This window comes from Spirochaetota bacterium (assembly GCA_017999915.1).
Lineage (GTDB): Bacteria > Spirochaetota > UBA4802 > UBA4802 > UBA5550 > RBG-16-49-21.
In genome coordinates this window covers 121137-135819 of the sequence record JAGNKX010000013.1, presented here as the reverse complement: position 1 = coordinate 135819, position 14683 = coordinate 121137, and the positions used below count along the sequence as shown (strand labels likewise).

General features: G+C 52.4%; 18 protein-coding genes. 3 read left to right on the top strand and 15 right to left on the bottom strand.

Annotated elements, in window-relative coordinates:
- Window positions 1-20: 20 nt before the first annotated feature.
- Window positions 21-2189, bottom strand: a complete 2169-nt coding sequence (locus KA369_18150) for a hypothetical protein (protein ID MBP7737907.1) — start codon at window positions 2187-2189, stop codon at window positions 21-23.
- Between the two features lie 103 nt (window positions 2190-2292).
- A complete protein-coding gene (locus KA369_18145) occupies window positions 2293-3222 on the bottom strand; it encodes a hypothetical protein (protein ID MBP7737906.1) in 930 nt (309 codons plus the stop codon).
- A 229-nt stretch (window positions 3223-3451) separates the two neighbouring features.
- Here KA369_18145 and rsmI point away from each other — a divergent pair, with 229 nt between their 5' ends.
- The 3 genes from rsmI (at window position 3452) to KA369_18130 (ending at window position 6064) form a co-directional block, all read left to right on the top strand.
- Window positions 3452-4174: a 16S rRNA (cytidine(1402)-2'-O)-methyltransferase gene (gene rsmI, locus KA369_18140; GenBank protein ID MBP7737905.1), complete on the top strand. Its 723-nt coding sequence runs from the start codon at window positions 3452-3454 to the stop codon at window positions 4172-4174.
- A 298-nt stretch (window positions 4175-4472) separates the two neighbouring features.
- Window positions 4473-4766: a flagellar biosynthesis anti-sigma factor FlgM gene (gene flgM / locus KA369_18135; protein MBP7737904.1), complete on the top strand. Its 294-nt coding sequence runs from the start codon at window positions 4473-4475 to the stop codon at window positions 4764-4766.
- 197 nt (window positions 4767-4963) lie between these two features.
- Complete coding sequence (locus tag KA369_18130; GenBank protein MBP7737903.1) at window positions 4964-6064, top strand: iron-containing alcohol dehydrogenase; 1101 nt, start codon at window positions 4964-4966, stop codon at window positions 6062-6064.
- 6 nt (window positions 6065-6070) lie between these two features.
- Here the strand turns inward: KA369_18130 and KA369_18125 are convergent, their stop codons facing one another.
- The 13 genes from KA369_18125 to KA369_18065 form a co-directional block, all read right to left on the bottom strand.
- Window positions 6071-6532: a purine-binding chemotaxis protein CheW gene (locus tag KA369_18125; GenBank protein MBP7737902.1), complete on the bottom strand. Its 462-nt coding sequence runs from the start codon at window positions 6530-6532 to the stop codon at window positions 6071-6073.
- Window positions 6533-6923: 391 nt separating this feature from the next.
- Entirely contained in the window at window positions 6924-7655 is a 732-nt protein-coding gene (locus tag KA369_18120; GenBank protein MBP7737901.1) for a hypothetical protein, read from the bottom strand.
- A 228-nt stretch (window positions 7656-7883) separates the two neighbouring features.
- On the bottom strand, window positions 7884-8786 hold the full coding sequence (locus KA369_18115; GenBank protein MBP7737900.1) for a hypothetical protein: 903 nt from the start codon (window positions 8784-8786) through the stop codon (window positions 7884-7886).
- Between the two features lie 18 nt (window positions 8787-8804).
- A complete protein-coding gene (gene hfq / locus KA369_18110) occupies window positions 8805-9041 on the bottom strand; it encodes an RNA chaperone Hfq (GenBank protein ID MBP7737899.1) in 237 nt (78 codons plus the stop codon).
- Window positions 9042-9068: 27 nt separating this feature from the next.
- Window positions 9069-9965, bottom strand: coding sequence for a tRNA (adenosine(37)-N6)-dimethylallyltransferase MiaA (gene miaA / locus KA369_18105; protein ID MBP7737898.1), 897 nt, complete (start codon window positions 9963-9965; stop codon window positions 9069-9071).
- A 41-nt stretch (window positions 9966-10006) separates the two neighbouring features.
- Window positions 10007-10216, bottom strand: coding sequence for a hypothetical protein (locus KA369_18100; protein MBP7737897.1), 210 nt, complete (start codon window positions 10214-10216; stop codon window positions 10007-10009).
- Window positions 10197-10826: a guanylate kinase gene (gene gmk, locus KA369_18095; GenBank protein MBP7737896.1), complete on the bottom strand. Its 630-nt coding sequence runs from the start codon at window positions 10824-10826 to the stop codon at window positions 10197-10199. Before gmk ends, KA369_18100 begins: the two co-directional genes overlap by 20 nt.
- Window positions 10813-11064, bottom strand: a complete 252-nt coding sequence (locus KA369_18090) for a DUF370 domain-containing protein (protein ID MBP7737895.1) — start codon at window positions 11062-11064, stop codon at window positions 10813-10815. Before KA369_18090 ends, gmk begins: the two co-directional genes overlap by 14 nt.
- Window positions 11061-11927, bottom strand: a complete 867-nt coding sequence (locus KA369_18085) for a YicC family protein (GenBank protein MBP7737894.1) — start codon at window positions 11925-11927, stop codon at window positions 11061-11063. Before KA369_18085 ends, KA369_18090 begins: the two co-directional genes overlap by 4 nt.
- Before the next feature lie 70 nt (window positions 11928-11997).
- Window positions 11998-12477 (bottom strand): chemotaxis protein CheD, encoded by a 480-nt coding sequence (locus tag KA369_18080; protein MBP7737893.1) that lies wholly within the window; start codon window positions 12475-12477, stop codon window positions 11998-12000.
- Window positions 12478-12480: 3 nt separating this feature from the next.
- Complete coding sequence (locus tag KA369_18075; GenBank protein ID MBP7737892.1) at window positions 12481-13374, bottom strand: protein-glutamate O-methyltransferase; 894 nt, start codon at window positions 13372-13374, stop codon at window positions 12481-12483.
- Window positions 13375-13444: 70 nt separating this feature from the next.
- Window positions 13445-14251, bottom strand: coding sequence for a hypothetical protein (locus KA369_18070; protein ID MBP7737891.1), 807 nt, complete (start codon window positions 14249-14251; stop codon window positions 13445-13447).
- Window positions 14252-14355: 104 nt separating this feature from the next.
- Entirely contained in the window at window positions 14356-14676 is a 321-nt protein-coding gene (locus KA369_18065; protein MBP7737890.1) for a hypothetical protein, read from the bottom strand.
- Between the last annotated feature and the right edge of the window lie 7 nt (window positions 14677-14683).

The window sequence follows — 14683 nt, the reverse complement described above, 5'->3', positions numbered from 1 at the left end:
CGCCGCCGGCACGGCGGCGGTCACGCCTCGTTGCGCACCACCTTGTCGAGCTCCAGGGCCTTCTCGTGGATGATTTTCGCGAAATCTATGATGAGGCTGTTGGCCTGGGAGATTTCCTGCGCCATCTCCGACAGGCGGTCTATGGTGCCCTGGGTCTGCCCCATGGAATTCTTCTGCTCGTTGGTCGAGGTCACGACTTCTTTCGCCATGGTATCGATCACCGCCGTCTGCTTGATGACCATCTCCAGCGCCCTGTTCTGCTTCAGCATCAGCTCCCTGACCGAATTGATGCCGGAGCCGATGGCGCCCACCATCTTGAAGATCACGTCGGTCGAATCCTTGGTGTCGCTGACGATGCGCGCCCCCGCCTCGATATCGGTAATGATCCCGGATATTTTCCTGGCAATCTCCTTGGAATTGTCCGAGGTCGCCTGGGCCAGCTTCCCGATCTCGTCCGCGACGACGGCAAAGCCCCGGCCGTACTCGCCGGCCCGGGCCGCCTCGATGGCGGCGTTCAGGCTGAGGAGGTTGATGCGGTCCGAGATGTCGTCGATCATGGCGATAAACTGGTTGATCTCCTTCCCTCCGGCGTTGATGAGATCCATCGTTTCGGTCATTTTCTGCAGGCTGTCCCCGGTGGAGGTGGTGGAATTCACGATCTTCTTCAGGGTGTTCTCCACCTTCATGCTTTCCTGGATAAGATCATTCTGGGTGGTGTTAAGATCATCCACCAGCTGTTTCGATTTCTCCCCTTCATTCTTTTGTATGATGGTCGCCTGGTAGATGGTCTCCACCGACGCCAGGAGTTCCTCGAAAGTCGAGGACATCTCTTCGCTTGTCGCGGCCTGCTCCATGGAGAGGTTGGAGAATTTCCCGGTAATATCCTGGAGCTGCGTGTTGATCCTGACAAATTCCGCGGAGAGGTTCGTCGCGGTGTTCACGATCCCCTGCAGATACTCCGCCCGCTCCTGCGTCTGCTTTTCGTGTTCCTGCTGCTCCTCCAGGAGGTTCCCCAATTCTTTTCCCATGATGTTGATCCTGTCCGCGAGGGCCAGGGACAGGAATATGATGACCAGGGACGACCCGATCTGGATCCCCCACTCGGTGATGAATATTTCCGGGAGGATTCCGAAGGACTTGAGCACATACATGACAATGCCGGCGACCAGGCCGGTAAAGCCGGCCACGATAAACCGGGCCGGACGGGAGCCGCGGACCAGGGTGATGATGCTTCCGCCGAATATAAGGAGCGACAGGATGCCGGTCGATGCGGTCGCAATCCGTATGGCGGCAGCGTATTCCAGCGTGAGACTTAACCCGGCCATAATCAGGCTGGGTATGATTATGGCAAAGAGATAAACCCTGCTTACCGCCTTGTAACGCCTGTTCATCTCGATCACTTCCCATATGAACAGGGCCGAAGTCGCCACGGACATATGAATGAAAAACGGCAGGGCATTACATGCCCACCAGATCGCCGTGGGCCATAAATACTGAAAGGAATACCCGTTCAGGGTCATCTGGAACAAAATATATATTATGATGAACAGCACATAATAAAAATAGCTCCGATCGCGGATGGCAATGAATATAAACAGGTTATAGACCAGCATGATGAGCATGAGGCCGTAGTAAATCCATATGACCGGCAGCTGTGTCTGGATCTTTTTAAAATACGCCTTCTGGGACATCAGGGTCGGGATGAAATTCACGGAGGTCTTGGTCTTCACGCGAAAATAATAGGTATGGAGACCCGGTCCCTCTTTTAGCTGGAATATGAAGTTCTTGTCCTCTATCTCCCGGTGCGAAAACGGGTACATGGTGCCGGTTTTAACGACCCGGTAGGCCTTTTCGCCGGGTATGTAAAAATCAACATGATGCAGAAGGGGATAGGATATTTCAAAAAACAGGTTCATCGGTCCGGTCCCGGCATTGTCAATGGCAAAGCGAAACCAGTATACCGTCGGCGTGAAACCGAAATTAAAGGAATCGGACTTTGATGTCTTCCAGGTTCTTTTCAGCCGCGCCTGGTCAAAGACCATTTCTCCAGTCCTGTCTTCCAGATATTCGACCTCTTTGCCGATAACCTTTTTTTCAAAGGATTCATTGACCTCAACGGCGTTATAAGCCATCAGGGCGAGGGGATGCATGAGGATCGCGACACTAAAAACAAGTAGCACTCTTTTCATATCAGTTCTCCGGTACCGCTTGACTTGTCATTACGTATCGGCAAGGTTTGAAGATCCCCCCTACAGAACCTTCCGTATTGATGCGGCGTCTGTCTTTCTTTATCTAAATGACATCCTTTTTCGCACGAGTGTAGATAAACGACATGACATTGAAAAAGAGGCCCAGCACGAAGGAGGCGATCGCGGCCAGCGCCGTCCCGTATATCACCTTGAGAAGGGTGCCGAGCATTTCAATGTAATTGAAGATGCTGGTGCCGTACTGCTGGAGCGCGGCGATCGGGTCGGTGGCAGGCGCTATCCTGGCGACCACATCGGTGATGTATGACGGCCGGATGATCGACCTGAAGACCCCCGGATAGGCCGGGGCGATGTTCCACTGCACCGCCCTCGTGATGCCGGTGGCATAGCGTATGACCATCAGCACGCCGCCGAAAACGATCACGGAGACGGCAAGGGCGATCATGGTGGAGCCGAATATGACGAGCCCCCGCCTTTTCATCAACGTGAAAAAATCCATCGGCATCTTTTTAACGGCGACACCTTCGCCGACCATGGCTGGCACGACGATCCAAATCATCACCAACGCCGCTATAAGGGCGAAATTGACGAGGAAGATCGGCAGTGAAAGAAGGGCGACGATGACCGGGCCGGCGTAGGGGATATATCCGAACAGTGTCGGGACCAGCTCCACCAAGGCCGCCATGAAAAGGGCCGCAATGGAGCCCAGCAGGATACCGATCAAGACCGGTGCCTGCTTCCCCGTGTCAAGGACAAGGGAGCGTACGGAATGGTCACCGGGGGTCGCGTTGCTCCGATGAACGGCCGCATAGATGAGGGCAATGCTCGCAAACAGGAAAAAGAGTCCCAGGTTCTGGAACAGGTGGTAGATATCCCCGCCCTGCTGGGCCAATCCGGCAACGAGGAACATCGCGGTAAATAAGATCAGGCCCGCGCACAGGATGATAAAGCTGACGAGGGTATCCCGTATCATTTTTTCCTTTGAAACATACTTTTTTATTTCTTCGACAACCATTATACCGGATTCCTCCATGAAATGATTAACATAGGTGCTGCATGATGAAATCAATAAAGGCGGGTCGGCGCTCCGCGTCGGAGTGATCAAGTCCCCCCCATACTATGAGTCTGTTCATTATCCCCCCACTTTATATTATTTATCAAGTATTTTTAAGACATCGGCCATTTTTATTCTTAATCCTGCATAAATGAATTTACAAAACCCGAACCTGTGATTTGCTCTTCCCATGTCTACGGGCACACTCTACATACTGGCCACCCCAATCGGAAACATGGAGGATATTACCTATCGCGCTGTTAGGCTATTAAAAGAAGAGATCGATATCGTGTATTGCGAAGACACCAGGCAGACACGAAAGCTTCTCAGCCATTACGGCGTCTCAGTGCCGTCATACTCACTGCACACCCACTCATCATCCGCTAAGATCGACGGCATCATAGCCCTTCTCAATGAGGGCAAGACCATTGCCTATGCGACGGATTCGGGCACGCCGGGCCTGAGCGATCCGGGCAGCAGGCTGGTATCAGCCGCCCGGGACCATGGAATTCCGGTCTGCCCGCTGCCCGGACCTTCCGCACTGGCGGCAATCGTGTCTGTTTCCGGATACCATGGAAAAAATATAGCCTTTGGCGGATTCTTAAGCAAAAAAGAGGGACGGAGAAAAAAGGAACTGGCCGCGCTCCGGGAATTCGACGGCATAATCGTTCTGTATGAATCCCCTTACCGGATAAAAAAGCTTATCCATGCCATTGCCGAGGTTTTTCCCGGGAGAAGGATTCTTATCGGCCGGGAGATGACGAAATTTCATGAGGAATTCATCCATGAGTCGGTGGAGAGCCTCGTCGCCGCCATTGACTCTATAAAAGAAAAAGGCGAGTTTTCAGTGGTGATTTTCAACGACTCCTATGACCATGAATCCGATCCGGACAATGAGACACCGGACAATTGATTCATGATATAAAATCGTTCGTCCTTCCTCTCCTCGCATTATCTGAATAAATCTTGAAAAATGTCATTGATTTTGTTATACTTATAACAGGCGATACAGTGTCAGAGCAACAGGTTCGAGATGGGAGGTAAATAGATTTCACCGGAGGTCCATAAAATCAGGCGTATAACGATCAAATATATGGGCAATATTACAATTTGTATAGATCGGTAAATTTTATGGCTGGTTTTTATCATTTTTATTAAAGAATTGACAAATTTTGCCGATACTATTAGTAGATTAAACAAGGGTTATCAAAATGGTCATCGATAAAATAGGTAACATAAACAACATCATTGAACCGAAGAAATCGAGTCCGGTAAAGGGCGCGAAAGAAGTCAAGAAAAATGACTCGGTCCAAATCTCGACTGAAGCAAAAAGCGCCGCGGAAGTCTCCAAGCTGGGCCAGATTGTCAAGGATACCCCGGACATCAGGGTAGAGCGCGTAAAGGAAATAAAGGCGCAGATCGCCAACGGCACGTATAATTTTGATAAACCGGAAGTTCTGGAGATGGTCGCAGACAGGATAGCAAATTTCCTGGTACGAAAATAAACCGGATTTATTTTTTCATGAAGCGGCAAGAAGCGGAGATACTATCAATATGTCCGCTTTTTTTATGCAAATAATCAGGTAGAGGTCCCCGCCGCCGCGGGACGATCTCAAGCACGGAAAAGGCGGCATCATCGGTGACGACTGAACTAAGGCCAGATTTCCACCTCCCCAGCCAGATCTATATCAGGCAGGATATCATGAAAGATATCGGGAAGCTCGTGTCCCGCTTCGGCACCCGCGCGATCCTGGTGACCACCGCGAACGACCTCGAAACCTACGGCTCCGTCATAGAGATGATCTCCCGTCAGCTGAAGGACGCGGATATCGGGTGCATCGTCTACGATGAGATCACCTCGCCGCCTAACACCGAGGAGATCGACACGGCCGCCGCCTACATCAAGAAAACGAACTGCGACCTGATCATAGGGTTCGGAAGCGTCGATTCGATCAACGCGGCCAAGGCCCTGACGATCCTTGCCACCAACTACTATTTCTGCCATGATCTCTTCGCAAACCCGAAGCTGATCCGCAAGCCGATGAACTTCATCACCATCCCCGGGAGCCCGATGTTCGGATTTGAGATCGCGCCCCTCTTTTACCTCGAGGAGATACACGACCTTACCAAGAAAATCTACCACAATCCGGACCTGTATCCCGAAGCGACCATCGTCGATCCGCTGATAACGATGCACTGCCCCGAGGAAAAGATATTGAAAAGCGGCATCAGCACCCTGGCCATCGCGGCGGAGTCGGTCATTTCGAAAAAGAACAACGACATCATCAACACCTATGCGCTGAAATCGATCGACATGCTCTTCCGGAATATTCCCCTTGCGTACCGGGAATCGCAGAACAGCGCGCCCCGGATGGCGATCTCGACGTCATCGGTCATGACCGGCATCGCCTTCGCTGTCTCGTTTCTGTCCATCACCCTCGCCATATCGCTGGCACTGGTGTCCAAGACGGGCCTCGACATAGAAAGCGCCATGAGCATCATACTCCCCCACATCATGGAGTTCAACCTCACCTCGTCGCCGGGCAAATACGTGCAGATGTCGAAGGTCATGGGCGAGGACGTGCGGGAGATCACGGTCATCGAGGCGGCCATCAAGGCCGTCGAGGCTATACGGAAGCTGGAATCCGATATCGACATTCCCCAGCGGCTGTCGAGCTACGACATATCGAAATCGCTGTTCAAGGAAATAGCCGACCTGGCGGTCACCTACCCCTTCCTGGCGAATACGCCCCGGGACGTCAATACCAATGAGATTGAGACGATTCTTATCGCCGCGTACTGATGCGGCCTAGATGGTGCCCAGCTCCTCGGCTGAAAAGAGCTGGGAGATATCGAGGACAACGACAAAGCCGTCTTCCACTTTCGCTATTCCCACGATGTACTTGCCGGAGATGCCCCGCACCACCGGGGGCGGCGGCTCGATGTCGTTGGAGTTTACCTTTATGACATGGCTGACCGAATCGATGCCCAGGCCCACCTTCTTGCCGCCGATGGTGACGACGATAGCCCTGCTGTTCTCGGTAAGCCTGTTGGACTCTATGCTGAAGCGCTTGCTCAGATCGACGATGGGGAGCACCTTTCCCCTCAGGTCGATGACCCCCATGATATAGGCCTTGGACTTGGGAAGCTTGGTGACTTTCGGGAGTTTCAGAATTTCCTGCACCTGGAGTATGTCGATGCCGTATTCCTCGTTCCCGATCTTAAAACAGACGATCTGAAGGGAGGAAAAGTAGTTTTCTTTTTTTTCCATATGTAATAACCGTTTAAATAGTGTTATACCGTCATACTCCGGCTGTCGCCCTTAGAGGCGAAACATCTGCTACGGTTTTAATTTCCGGGCGCGGAACGCTCCCGTTTCGGAATTATAAGCCGCCGGAACTACTGTAATTAATCAAATATTCTTTTCAAGTATAAAATAAGTATTAATGATGTTTTTCAAGTACCAAGGCCCCTACGTGACGGTATTTACCTCACCCGCGCTCTGCGCACCCTCTCCTATAATTAGGAGAGGGTTTCAAATTAATGACCTTATTCCTGCCCCCCTCTCCATGTAATGGAGAGGGGCCGGGGGTGAGGTAGTAATAGTAAAAATTATTACTATTTAATTCTAGAAACGCCATTTATGAGGTTGGCAGGCCATCCTACATGAAATACCCGTAAATATACAGCGCGGCGCCGGATACCAGGAAAAAAACCACCTTCAGGAAAACAGGGGAGCGGTCGCGGAAAAACATGTCCACAAAGCCGATGATGATCCCGAAAAAAGCCGCTGTTACCCCCATGGCCATGTAGCTGTACCTGAAAAAGACAAAAACCGATCCGGAAAGAAGAAGGCCGATCATAAAGTCGATGAGATCGACGATGCCGAGGGTTTTAAAAAGCGCCCCGGCTCCTGATCCGCCTTCCTCGCCATCCTGGATGAATTCAGGCTTGAAATAGCGCTGCTTCGTTTCCTTGATAAGCTTTTCCTTCGCTTCATCAACGGGCTTCTCCTTGTCAGCGACCCTCCCCCTCTGGATGCCATAGTTGCGGTTAATCAGTTTCAGGACCTGGTTATTGGGGAGGGTGGAGAAAATCGGGGCCCGTTCGCGGAACTTGTCTGAAAAACCCATGCTCCTGCCGGATGACACGCTTCTTTCAGCGCTTATCTTGCCGTCGGAAATGACCGAATAGTAGGCGTTTCCGCCTTCCGCATCCACCTCAAAATAGAGCCGGACGCGCTTGTCCTTGAGATTATAATCGACACGGATATAATCCCCGTCCTCGGAGGTTATATAAAAGGTCCTTTGATAGCCGCGTATCTCCGAGGGCCGTTTTTTCCATGTGTGCTGTGCGGTATCAAGAACAATGTTCGAGGCTTTTTTCTTTAACATGCGATACCTGTAAAATTAAAAGAGATTGGCCATCATGCTCAAGCCAATCTCCTTTCAATTCACCTTATAGCTTCTTTTTATGACGGTTAGCCCTTCTGCGCTTTTTCCGTTTGTGATTAGCTATTTTTTTTCTTTTTTTCTTTCTCCCACAGGGCATAAGCAGCTCCTTCGTTCACTCCGTGTGTGATTTATAAAATGATATCTATGCACAATATTCAGGCGAAACCGCTACCTGAGATTATCAATCTCCCGAGGCTTTCCCTTCGCCGGCTTCGCGGAATTTTCCAGCATGCGCGGAACTCCCGAACTGTCCGACGAGAGTATCACGTTTACATTGCCCCCTAATTTGTCAATATAAATATATTTCAAAATGTCGGGATTGGCGCTAATAATCTTCGATATTTTCATCAGGTCGGCGAACATTTGCTCGTTTTTCATCCTTTCGCGCTCCAGGGTCCCCCGCACGCCGATAAGGTCCATTTCCCTGGCCCGCTCCATCTTCCGGAGATCGGCCGCGTGAGCGAGGCCTTCGTTGTATAGCGCCTTGTCCGGCAGGAGGAGATTCCCACCCAGTGCGGCGCTCTTTATTTCGACGCCCAGGATCTTGCACTGGGGCTCCAGGCCCTTCAGGGCCCGCGCCAGGATCGGCTCGATCTGCGCGGCCAGGGCTTCGCGCTGGTAAGCCGGGGACAGATAGGGAGCCATCTCCCTCTGGAGCTCGTCCTGGAAGTATTTTCCCACCTGCTCGTCCAGGTCGCGGCCGTTGTTTCCCAGCTTCGACGAATCGCTGAAGGTATCTCCGCTGATCCGGTACGCCACCTTCAGGGGGACCCACAGATGATAATAATCGCCCTTCAAAAAGCTCAATTCAGGAAAGGCGATCTTTATCTTGATGGATGCGGTCCTCTGCGCCGGCATATCCGACAGGAGGAACCACCAGGGAAGCGCCCCCTGCCATGCGAAGGCATAGTCTCCCGCGATGGGCCGGACGACGCGTATTATCGTTTTGCTCCGCAGGTCCTTGACGACGCATATCCTGCCGGGATCGATTTTCTCCACTGAAAAGAAGAGGATATAGGCGATGCCGGCGACAAGCAGAACTGCGATGGTTTTCTGTACAAAATTTTTCATCGGGTCAGACCATTCCGTTTATTTCGCTTCTTCTTCCTTGTAGGGAATCGGCCGCATGGGCACCATGGTGGAAACCGCGTGCTTGTATATGAGGTTCTGCCTTTTTTCAACTTCCATGAGTATGGTAAAATTATCAAAACTCAACACTTTACCCTTGATCGGCACGCCGTTGACGAGAAAAATGTTGATGTCGATCTTCTCTTTTCTTGCCGTATTCAAAAAATGATCCTGCAGGTTGTTGTATTGTACTGCCATGTGGTTAACCTTTTCCTGTTCTTTTTTTTATATTTCTTCGCCGCGCAGCCATCGCCGCAGCAGCTCCTCGACCTTCGATATTTCCCCGGGACCGAACCATCTGATCCGCCCGTTCCTGCCGAACCACGTCATCTGGCGCTTCGCGTACTGCCTGGTGGCCGTCTTGATCGATCCGACCGCCTCGCCGAGGCCCATGGCGCCGTCGATGTAGCCGTTGATCTCCGCGTAGCCGATCGACTTCATCGACTTGAGGCCGGGACCGAACCCGCGCTCCCTGAGGGAACGGACTTCCTCCACGAGACCCCGCTCCATCATGGAGTCGACGCGATCGTCGATCCTTTTCTGCAGCTCGGCCCTGTCGGCAGTGAGACCGATGAAGAGCGTATCGTCCGATCCGTACCGGCACTTGCTGCCGTAATAGCTCGACAGGGGCATCCCGGTTCCCCGGTACACCTCCAGGCCCCTGGTGATCCGCTGCCTGTCATTGGGATGAATCCGCGTTCCGAAAGCCGGATCGACCCTCACCAATTCATCGTGCAGGGCCTGCAGACCCCGTTCTTCAGCCTCTCTTCTAACGGCCTCGCGCACGTCCGGCGGAATTTCCGGAATTTCCGACAGGCCCTGGAAATACGAATCAATGTAGAGGCCCGTTCCCCCGACGATCAGCGGCTTCATGCCGCGGGAAACGATCGTGTCGACCGCCTTCCTCGCCTCCCTGCAAAAATCGCCGGCCGTAAAGGGAACATCCGGCTCGACGCAATCTATCACGTGATGCGGAACCCGCTCGCGGTCGGCGCGGTCCGGCTTGCCGCTTCCGATATCGAGATACCGGTACACCTGAACCGAATCCGCAGATATTATCTCGAATTCATCTCCGGCCACCGCCAGGGATACCCCGGTCTTGCCGACCGCCGTAGGCCCCACCAGGACCGCATACCGGATATGTTCCTGAGCGACGGTAATAGCTACTGTTCCTTTTCAGCTTCCTCGTTATGGATGAACTTGATGTCGTTATTCAGCATCAATTTCAGGATGTTGGGAACGACCTTCCACTTGGTTTCGTCCTCGGGAAAGGCCTTCATGTTGCCGATTTTTTCCACGGCCTCCATTATGGCCCGCGAAAATATATATTTGTTCTTGTTATACGTCAGCAATTTATCGATCGGAATTATCACTGCACTCCTCCAGCATTTCAATAATTATATGATTCACATATTCTGCTTTGCATAATTCAGCGGTTACAATAGAACGGAGTTCATTCAGAGCGACGTCGAGATCGTCATTGATTACTATGTAATCGTACTGCGCGTATTCCTCCATTTCCCTGATAGCGTTGCGCAGCCGTATCTGTATCTGCTCTTCTGAATCTGTCTTCCGGTTTCGCAGCCTCGATTCAAGCACCTCCCGGGAGGGAGGCACTATAAAAATGTAAACCGCGCTGTCCAGCCTGCCTTTCAGGGTCTTGGCACCCTGGACATCCACGTCGAATATCGGGATTTTTCCAATACAACAAATTCTGTCAATCTCTTTTTTTGAAGTTCCATAGCAATTACCGTGCACACGGGCCCATTCAATGAATTCGTCACGATCGACCATCCCCCTGAACGCGTCTTCCGCTATAAAATAGTAGCTTTTCCCGTCCGTTTCATTGCTGCGCCGCGGCCGTGTCGTGGTGGAAACCGAGAACGTGAGCCGGTCATCGGACGACAGGAGCCTGTTGATCAGTGTGGTTTTTCCCGCCCCCGAGGGAGCGCTTATGACGATCGACGGATTATTCGCTTTCAAGGTTCATCAGCCTGTTTGCGATGGTTTCCGGCTGCATCGCGGAGAGAATGACATGGTTGCTGTCCATGATGATGATCGCCCTCGTTTTCCTGCCGTGGGTGGCGTCGATAAGGAGATTGTTTTCCTTCGCTTCCTCGCGGAGCCGCTTTCCCGACGCCGATGCCGGCGTTATGACGACGATGACGCGCTCGGCGACCACGGCGTTGCCGAAACCGATATTGATGAGTGTTGTTTTCATACCACGTTCCTGCAGTGCTCCCGGATCATTTCAATATGATTCTTGATATCCACGACCATGTGGGCTATCTCGGAGTTGTTAGATTTCGAGCCGATGGTGTTTACCTCGCGGAACATCTCCTGGGCGAGAAAATCGAGCTTCTTGCCGATCTGGTCGCCCCCCTTCATGAGGGCGTTGAATTTATTGATATGGTCCTTGAAGCGGATGATCTCCTCGTTGATGTCGAGCTTGTCGGCCAGAATGGCGATCTCAGTGTAAAGGCGTATGTCCTCGACCTTCGAGCCGGCGGCGTTTTCGATCCTTTTCGAGAGCGCCTCCTTCTTGTCCTTCACCGAGTTCTTCGCCGCGGCTTTTATCGCGCTGACGCGGCCGCCTATCTCCGAGACAAGCTTCACCAGGTCCTTTTTTATGGCCGCGCCCTCCTTGCCCCTCATCTCGAGGGCCTTGTCGATGACGCGGTTGATGGTGCCGTAAATATCGCCGCGCGAGGTCCGCGATATGGCCGAACGGTCGCGCTGGCTGATCCCGTCGAGGGACAGCACCGATTCAAAGTTAAGCTGGTCGGTTATTCCCAGCTCCTTCTGAACGTGGCGCAGTTCCCGGTAATATTTCTTGATCATCGCCGCATTGATGGTTATGGGCTTGGTGACGACCCAGTCGAAGATATCGATATTCAGCTCGAGCTTTCCCCTGCCGAAGCGCCGCTTCAGGAGGTTATGGAGCTCGTTCTCCTCGTTCTTTATGATCTTCGGGACATTGACGTAAATCTCAAGGTACCGCGAATTGAGCGACTTCAGCTCGACCGAGTACGAAAACTGCTCGGTGCTTTTTTCAAGAAACGCGTAGCCTGTCATACTTTCCATGAATCATTACCTGCCGGTGTAGCTGATTATCACTGGTAATAGGAGGCAAGCCGGGCAACCCCGCCGATCCCTATATAATCTTCTCTTCCTTGCCCATGGACCTGATCTTGACCATGCCGGATTCGAGATAAAAATCGATGGTGCGCCCGTAATTCCCGCCGGTATCCTCGGAGACGATGCTGATGGCCAGCCCGCCCAGAACTTCCTTCACCTTTGCTATATTGTTATTGCCGATCTCGCCCATCATGCTGTTCTCGGAGACATTGAACATCCGCGCCCCGCCAACTATCTTGGCCATGATCCTGCCGGTTTCGGCGCCCCTGTCCTTCATTTCGTCGACCATCATGGGTATGGCCGTATCGGCGTATTTTTTCGCCGAGCTGTTCTGCTCCTTCATCGATGGCAGCATGATATGGCACATGCCGCCGATTTTCACCGTCGAATCATAGAGACAGATCCCCACGCAGGAACCCAGGATCGTCCTGAGTATGTCGGGGGATGCTGAAACGGAATAATCGGCGATGCCGACATTGATCAGATGAAAATCCATTGATTAACTCCTGGGATTCGGCACGTACACAGGCGCTTCCATTATTTTTTTATAGCTGAAATCTTCCGAGATCGAATGCAGCGTTTCCGAATGGCCGATGAACAGATACCCGTGATCCAGTATGGACTGGTAAAACTTGGCGACCAGCTCCGTCTGGTGCTTTTTGTCAAAGTAGATCATTACGTTTCTGCAAAAAATAATGTCAATATCTTTTGGAAACGCGCTCTTAAAAAAGTTGTGATAGTAAAACTTCACCAGCTTTTTCACGTCGTCATTGACGATATAGGTCTGCTTGTCGTCCTTCTTCGGCGTAAAATACTTTTTCAGGAATTCGGGGGGCACCTTCTCTATTCTTCTGCCGGAATACTCGGCGACATTGGCGAATTCAAGGACCGAGGGGGCGATGTCGGTGGCGAGGATCTCTATGTCCCATCCGGGAAAGAGGTGCATGTTCTCCTTGACGCATATGGCGATCGTATAGGGCTCCTCGCCGGTTGAACAGGCGGAGCTCCATATCCTGAGTTTTTTGTTATGCTTGGTCCTGGCTATTATCGGCAGGCATTCATGGGTCAGCGCCTCGAAATGCCGCTCGTTCCTGAAAAAGTACGTTTCATTGGTGGAAACGACGTCCAGCATCTTCTCGTATTCGATCGATTTTTCCTTCGGGTTCAGCGACTGGAGATAGTTGTAATACTCGGAAAACTCGGCGATATTGAGGGCCTGGAGACGTTTCCGCAGCCTGTTCGACAGCAGGGTGATCTTGGTGTCTTTCAGGAAAATCCCGCTTTCATTGTAGATGAGCTGGGCGAACCTGTTGAATTCCTCTTCGGAGAGCCGCTTGATGGCGGGTTCGATCCCGAATTCGCTGCGAAATATGTTGCTGTTATCATTGGCCATATGCAAGAACTGTATGCTGTAATATCGTTCGACGCTCCCCGGCACCGGGTCCCGAACAGGGTGTATGCCCCTACATGCCGGTCGACTCCCTGCTGCTATTCAAGTTAAGGACCAGCCTGACTTCCCCCGCCGGGATGCCGGAATACCGGGATATATCCTCTACCGCGCATCCGCCCTCAAAAAGGAGCGAAACCAGCTTGTACCGGTCATCGGATGAAGCCACGATTTCAACGATCTCCTCTTCCGTGAGGGACGGGCGCCTTTCCCTGGCCGGCGTTCTTACCGCCTCCATCGCACGGGTCAAGTCCTTTTCGATGATGGCGCCGTTCCTCTCCGGCGCGAAACTCGAAACCGGCGCCGTTTCAGCCCTTTCAAAGTCACCGGGCATTTCCATGTCGGCTCCAGCGTCATCCATTTCGTAGAGGGCGTTCTTTTTTACCGGCAATCTATTAATAATTTTATCGAACATTAATAGCAAGCCTTTTTTTATCAGCTCGCCTCCGCCGCCTTCGCCACGGGGCATGGCCCGGTGCGGCCGATCAGGGGCGTCGGGGGAATTTTCCAGGACGTGCCCCGCGGGGACGGCTCCCGGGGATCCGGCGCCATCCCCGTCAATTCCCGCCTCATCGAGGGTTACGTCGAGGGACCTGATATCTCCTGATTTTTCAAGCAAGAGCCTGAGCGCCCTGATCCTGTTTTCCAGCAGCGAGATATTCCGTTCCGCGGTGACGTTGAATTCCTTGATGATCTCATCCATTTCCTTGCGGAACCGCCGCTCCCTGAATTCGGTGGCGGAGCGCTCCAGCTTCAGGCTTATGACGAGGTACAGGACCGCGCCGAGAAAGACGTTAAATAAAAGCAAGAAGACGAATTGCATAACGATGTCCTTACGGTAATGTCTGGCGAAGGCGCGGTTGCGTAACCGCGCCTTCCTTGTTGTGACCGGCGTAATGATTATGTCTCATAAAAAAATAAAAAAATTTATTTCAAAATGTCTATGATATTCCCCATCCGCGAGTCTTTGCTTCTGCCGGTGCGCGCCTTTTTTTTCTCCTCGCCGGCCTCCCCCCCGGGGTTGCCCTCGTTCCTCCGCTCCCCCTTTTTCTGCTGGTCGCGGATGGTGGCGCTCTCCCCTTTCTTCGCCTCGTCGAGCTTCGTGTTCACCAGGCGCGCCTTTTCGCCGGACTCCTTTTCGAGGCCGTGCTGCTGGCCCACGACGGCGTCCATGCGGGCCTGGGCGTCCTTTCCGACCTCGGTGACCTGCGACATGTTGGTCTGCATATCTATGGGCCTGATTGCCATGACACCG

Bases quoted from the DNA above. Each gene is read 5' to 3' on its own strand.
- KA369_18150 (MBP7737907.1), bottom strand. From the start codon at position 2,189: ATGAAAAGAGTGCTACTTGTTTTTAGTGTCGCGATCCTCATGCATCCC.
- KA369_18145 (MBP7737906.1), bottom strand. From the start codon at position 3,222: ATGGTTGTCGAAGAAATAAAAAAGTATGTTTCAAAGGAAAAAATGATA.
- rsmI (MBP7737905.1), top strand. From the start codon at position 3,452: ATGTCTACGGGCACACTCTACATACTGGCCACCCCAATCGGAAACATG.
- flgM (MBP7737904.1), top strand. From the start codon at position 4,473: ATGGTCATCGATAAAATAGGTAACATAAACAACATCATTGAACCGAAG.
- KA369_18130 (MBP7737903.1), top strand. From the start codon at position 4,964: ATGAAAGATATCGGGAAGCTCGTGTCCCGCTTCGGCACCCGCGCGATC.
- KA369_18125 (MBP7737902.1), bottom strand. From the start codon at position 6,532: ATGGAAAAAAAAGAAAACTACTTTTCCTCCCTTCAGATCGTCTGTTTT.
- KA369_18120 (MBP7737901.1), bottom strand. From the start codon at position 7,655: ATGTTAAAGAAAAAAGCCTCGAACATTGTTCTTGATACCGCACAGCAC.
- KA369_18115 (MBP7737900.1), bottom strand. From the start codon at position 8,786: ATGAAAAATTTTGTACAGAAAACCATCGCAGTTCTGCTTGTCGCCGGC.
- hfq (MBP7737899.1), bottom strand. From the start codon at position 9,041: ATGGCAGTACAATACAACAACCTGCAGGATCATTTTTTGAATACGGCA.
- KA369_18090 (MBP7737895.1), bottom strand. From the start codon at position 11,064: ATGAAAACAACACTCATCAATATCGGTTTCGGCAACGCCGTGGTCGCC.
- KA369_18085 (MBP7737894.1), bottom strand. From the start codon at position 11,927: ATGGAAAGTATGACAGGCTACGCGTTTCTTGAAAAAAGCACCGAGCAG.
- KA369_18080 (MBP7737893.1), bottom strand. From the start codon at position 12,477: ATGGATTTTCATCTGATCAATGTCGGCATCGCCGATTATTCCGTTTCA.
- KA369_18075 (MBP7737892.1), bottom strand. From the start codon at position 13,374: ATGGCCAATGATAACAGCAACATATTTCGCAGCGAATTCGGGATCGAA.
- KA369_18070 (MBP7737891.1), bottom strand. From the start codon at position 14,251: ATGCAATTCGTCTTCTTGCTTTTATTTAACGTCTTTCTCGGCGCGGTC.
- KA369_18065 (MBP7737890.1), bottom strand. From the start codon at position 14,676: ATGGCAATCAGGCCCATAGATATGCAGACCAACATGTCGCAGGTCACC.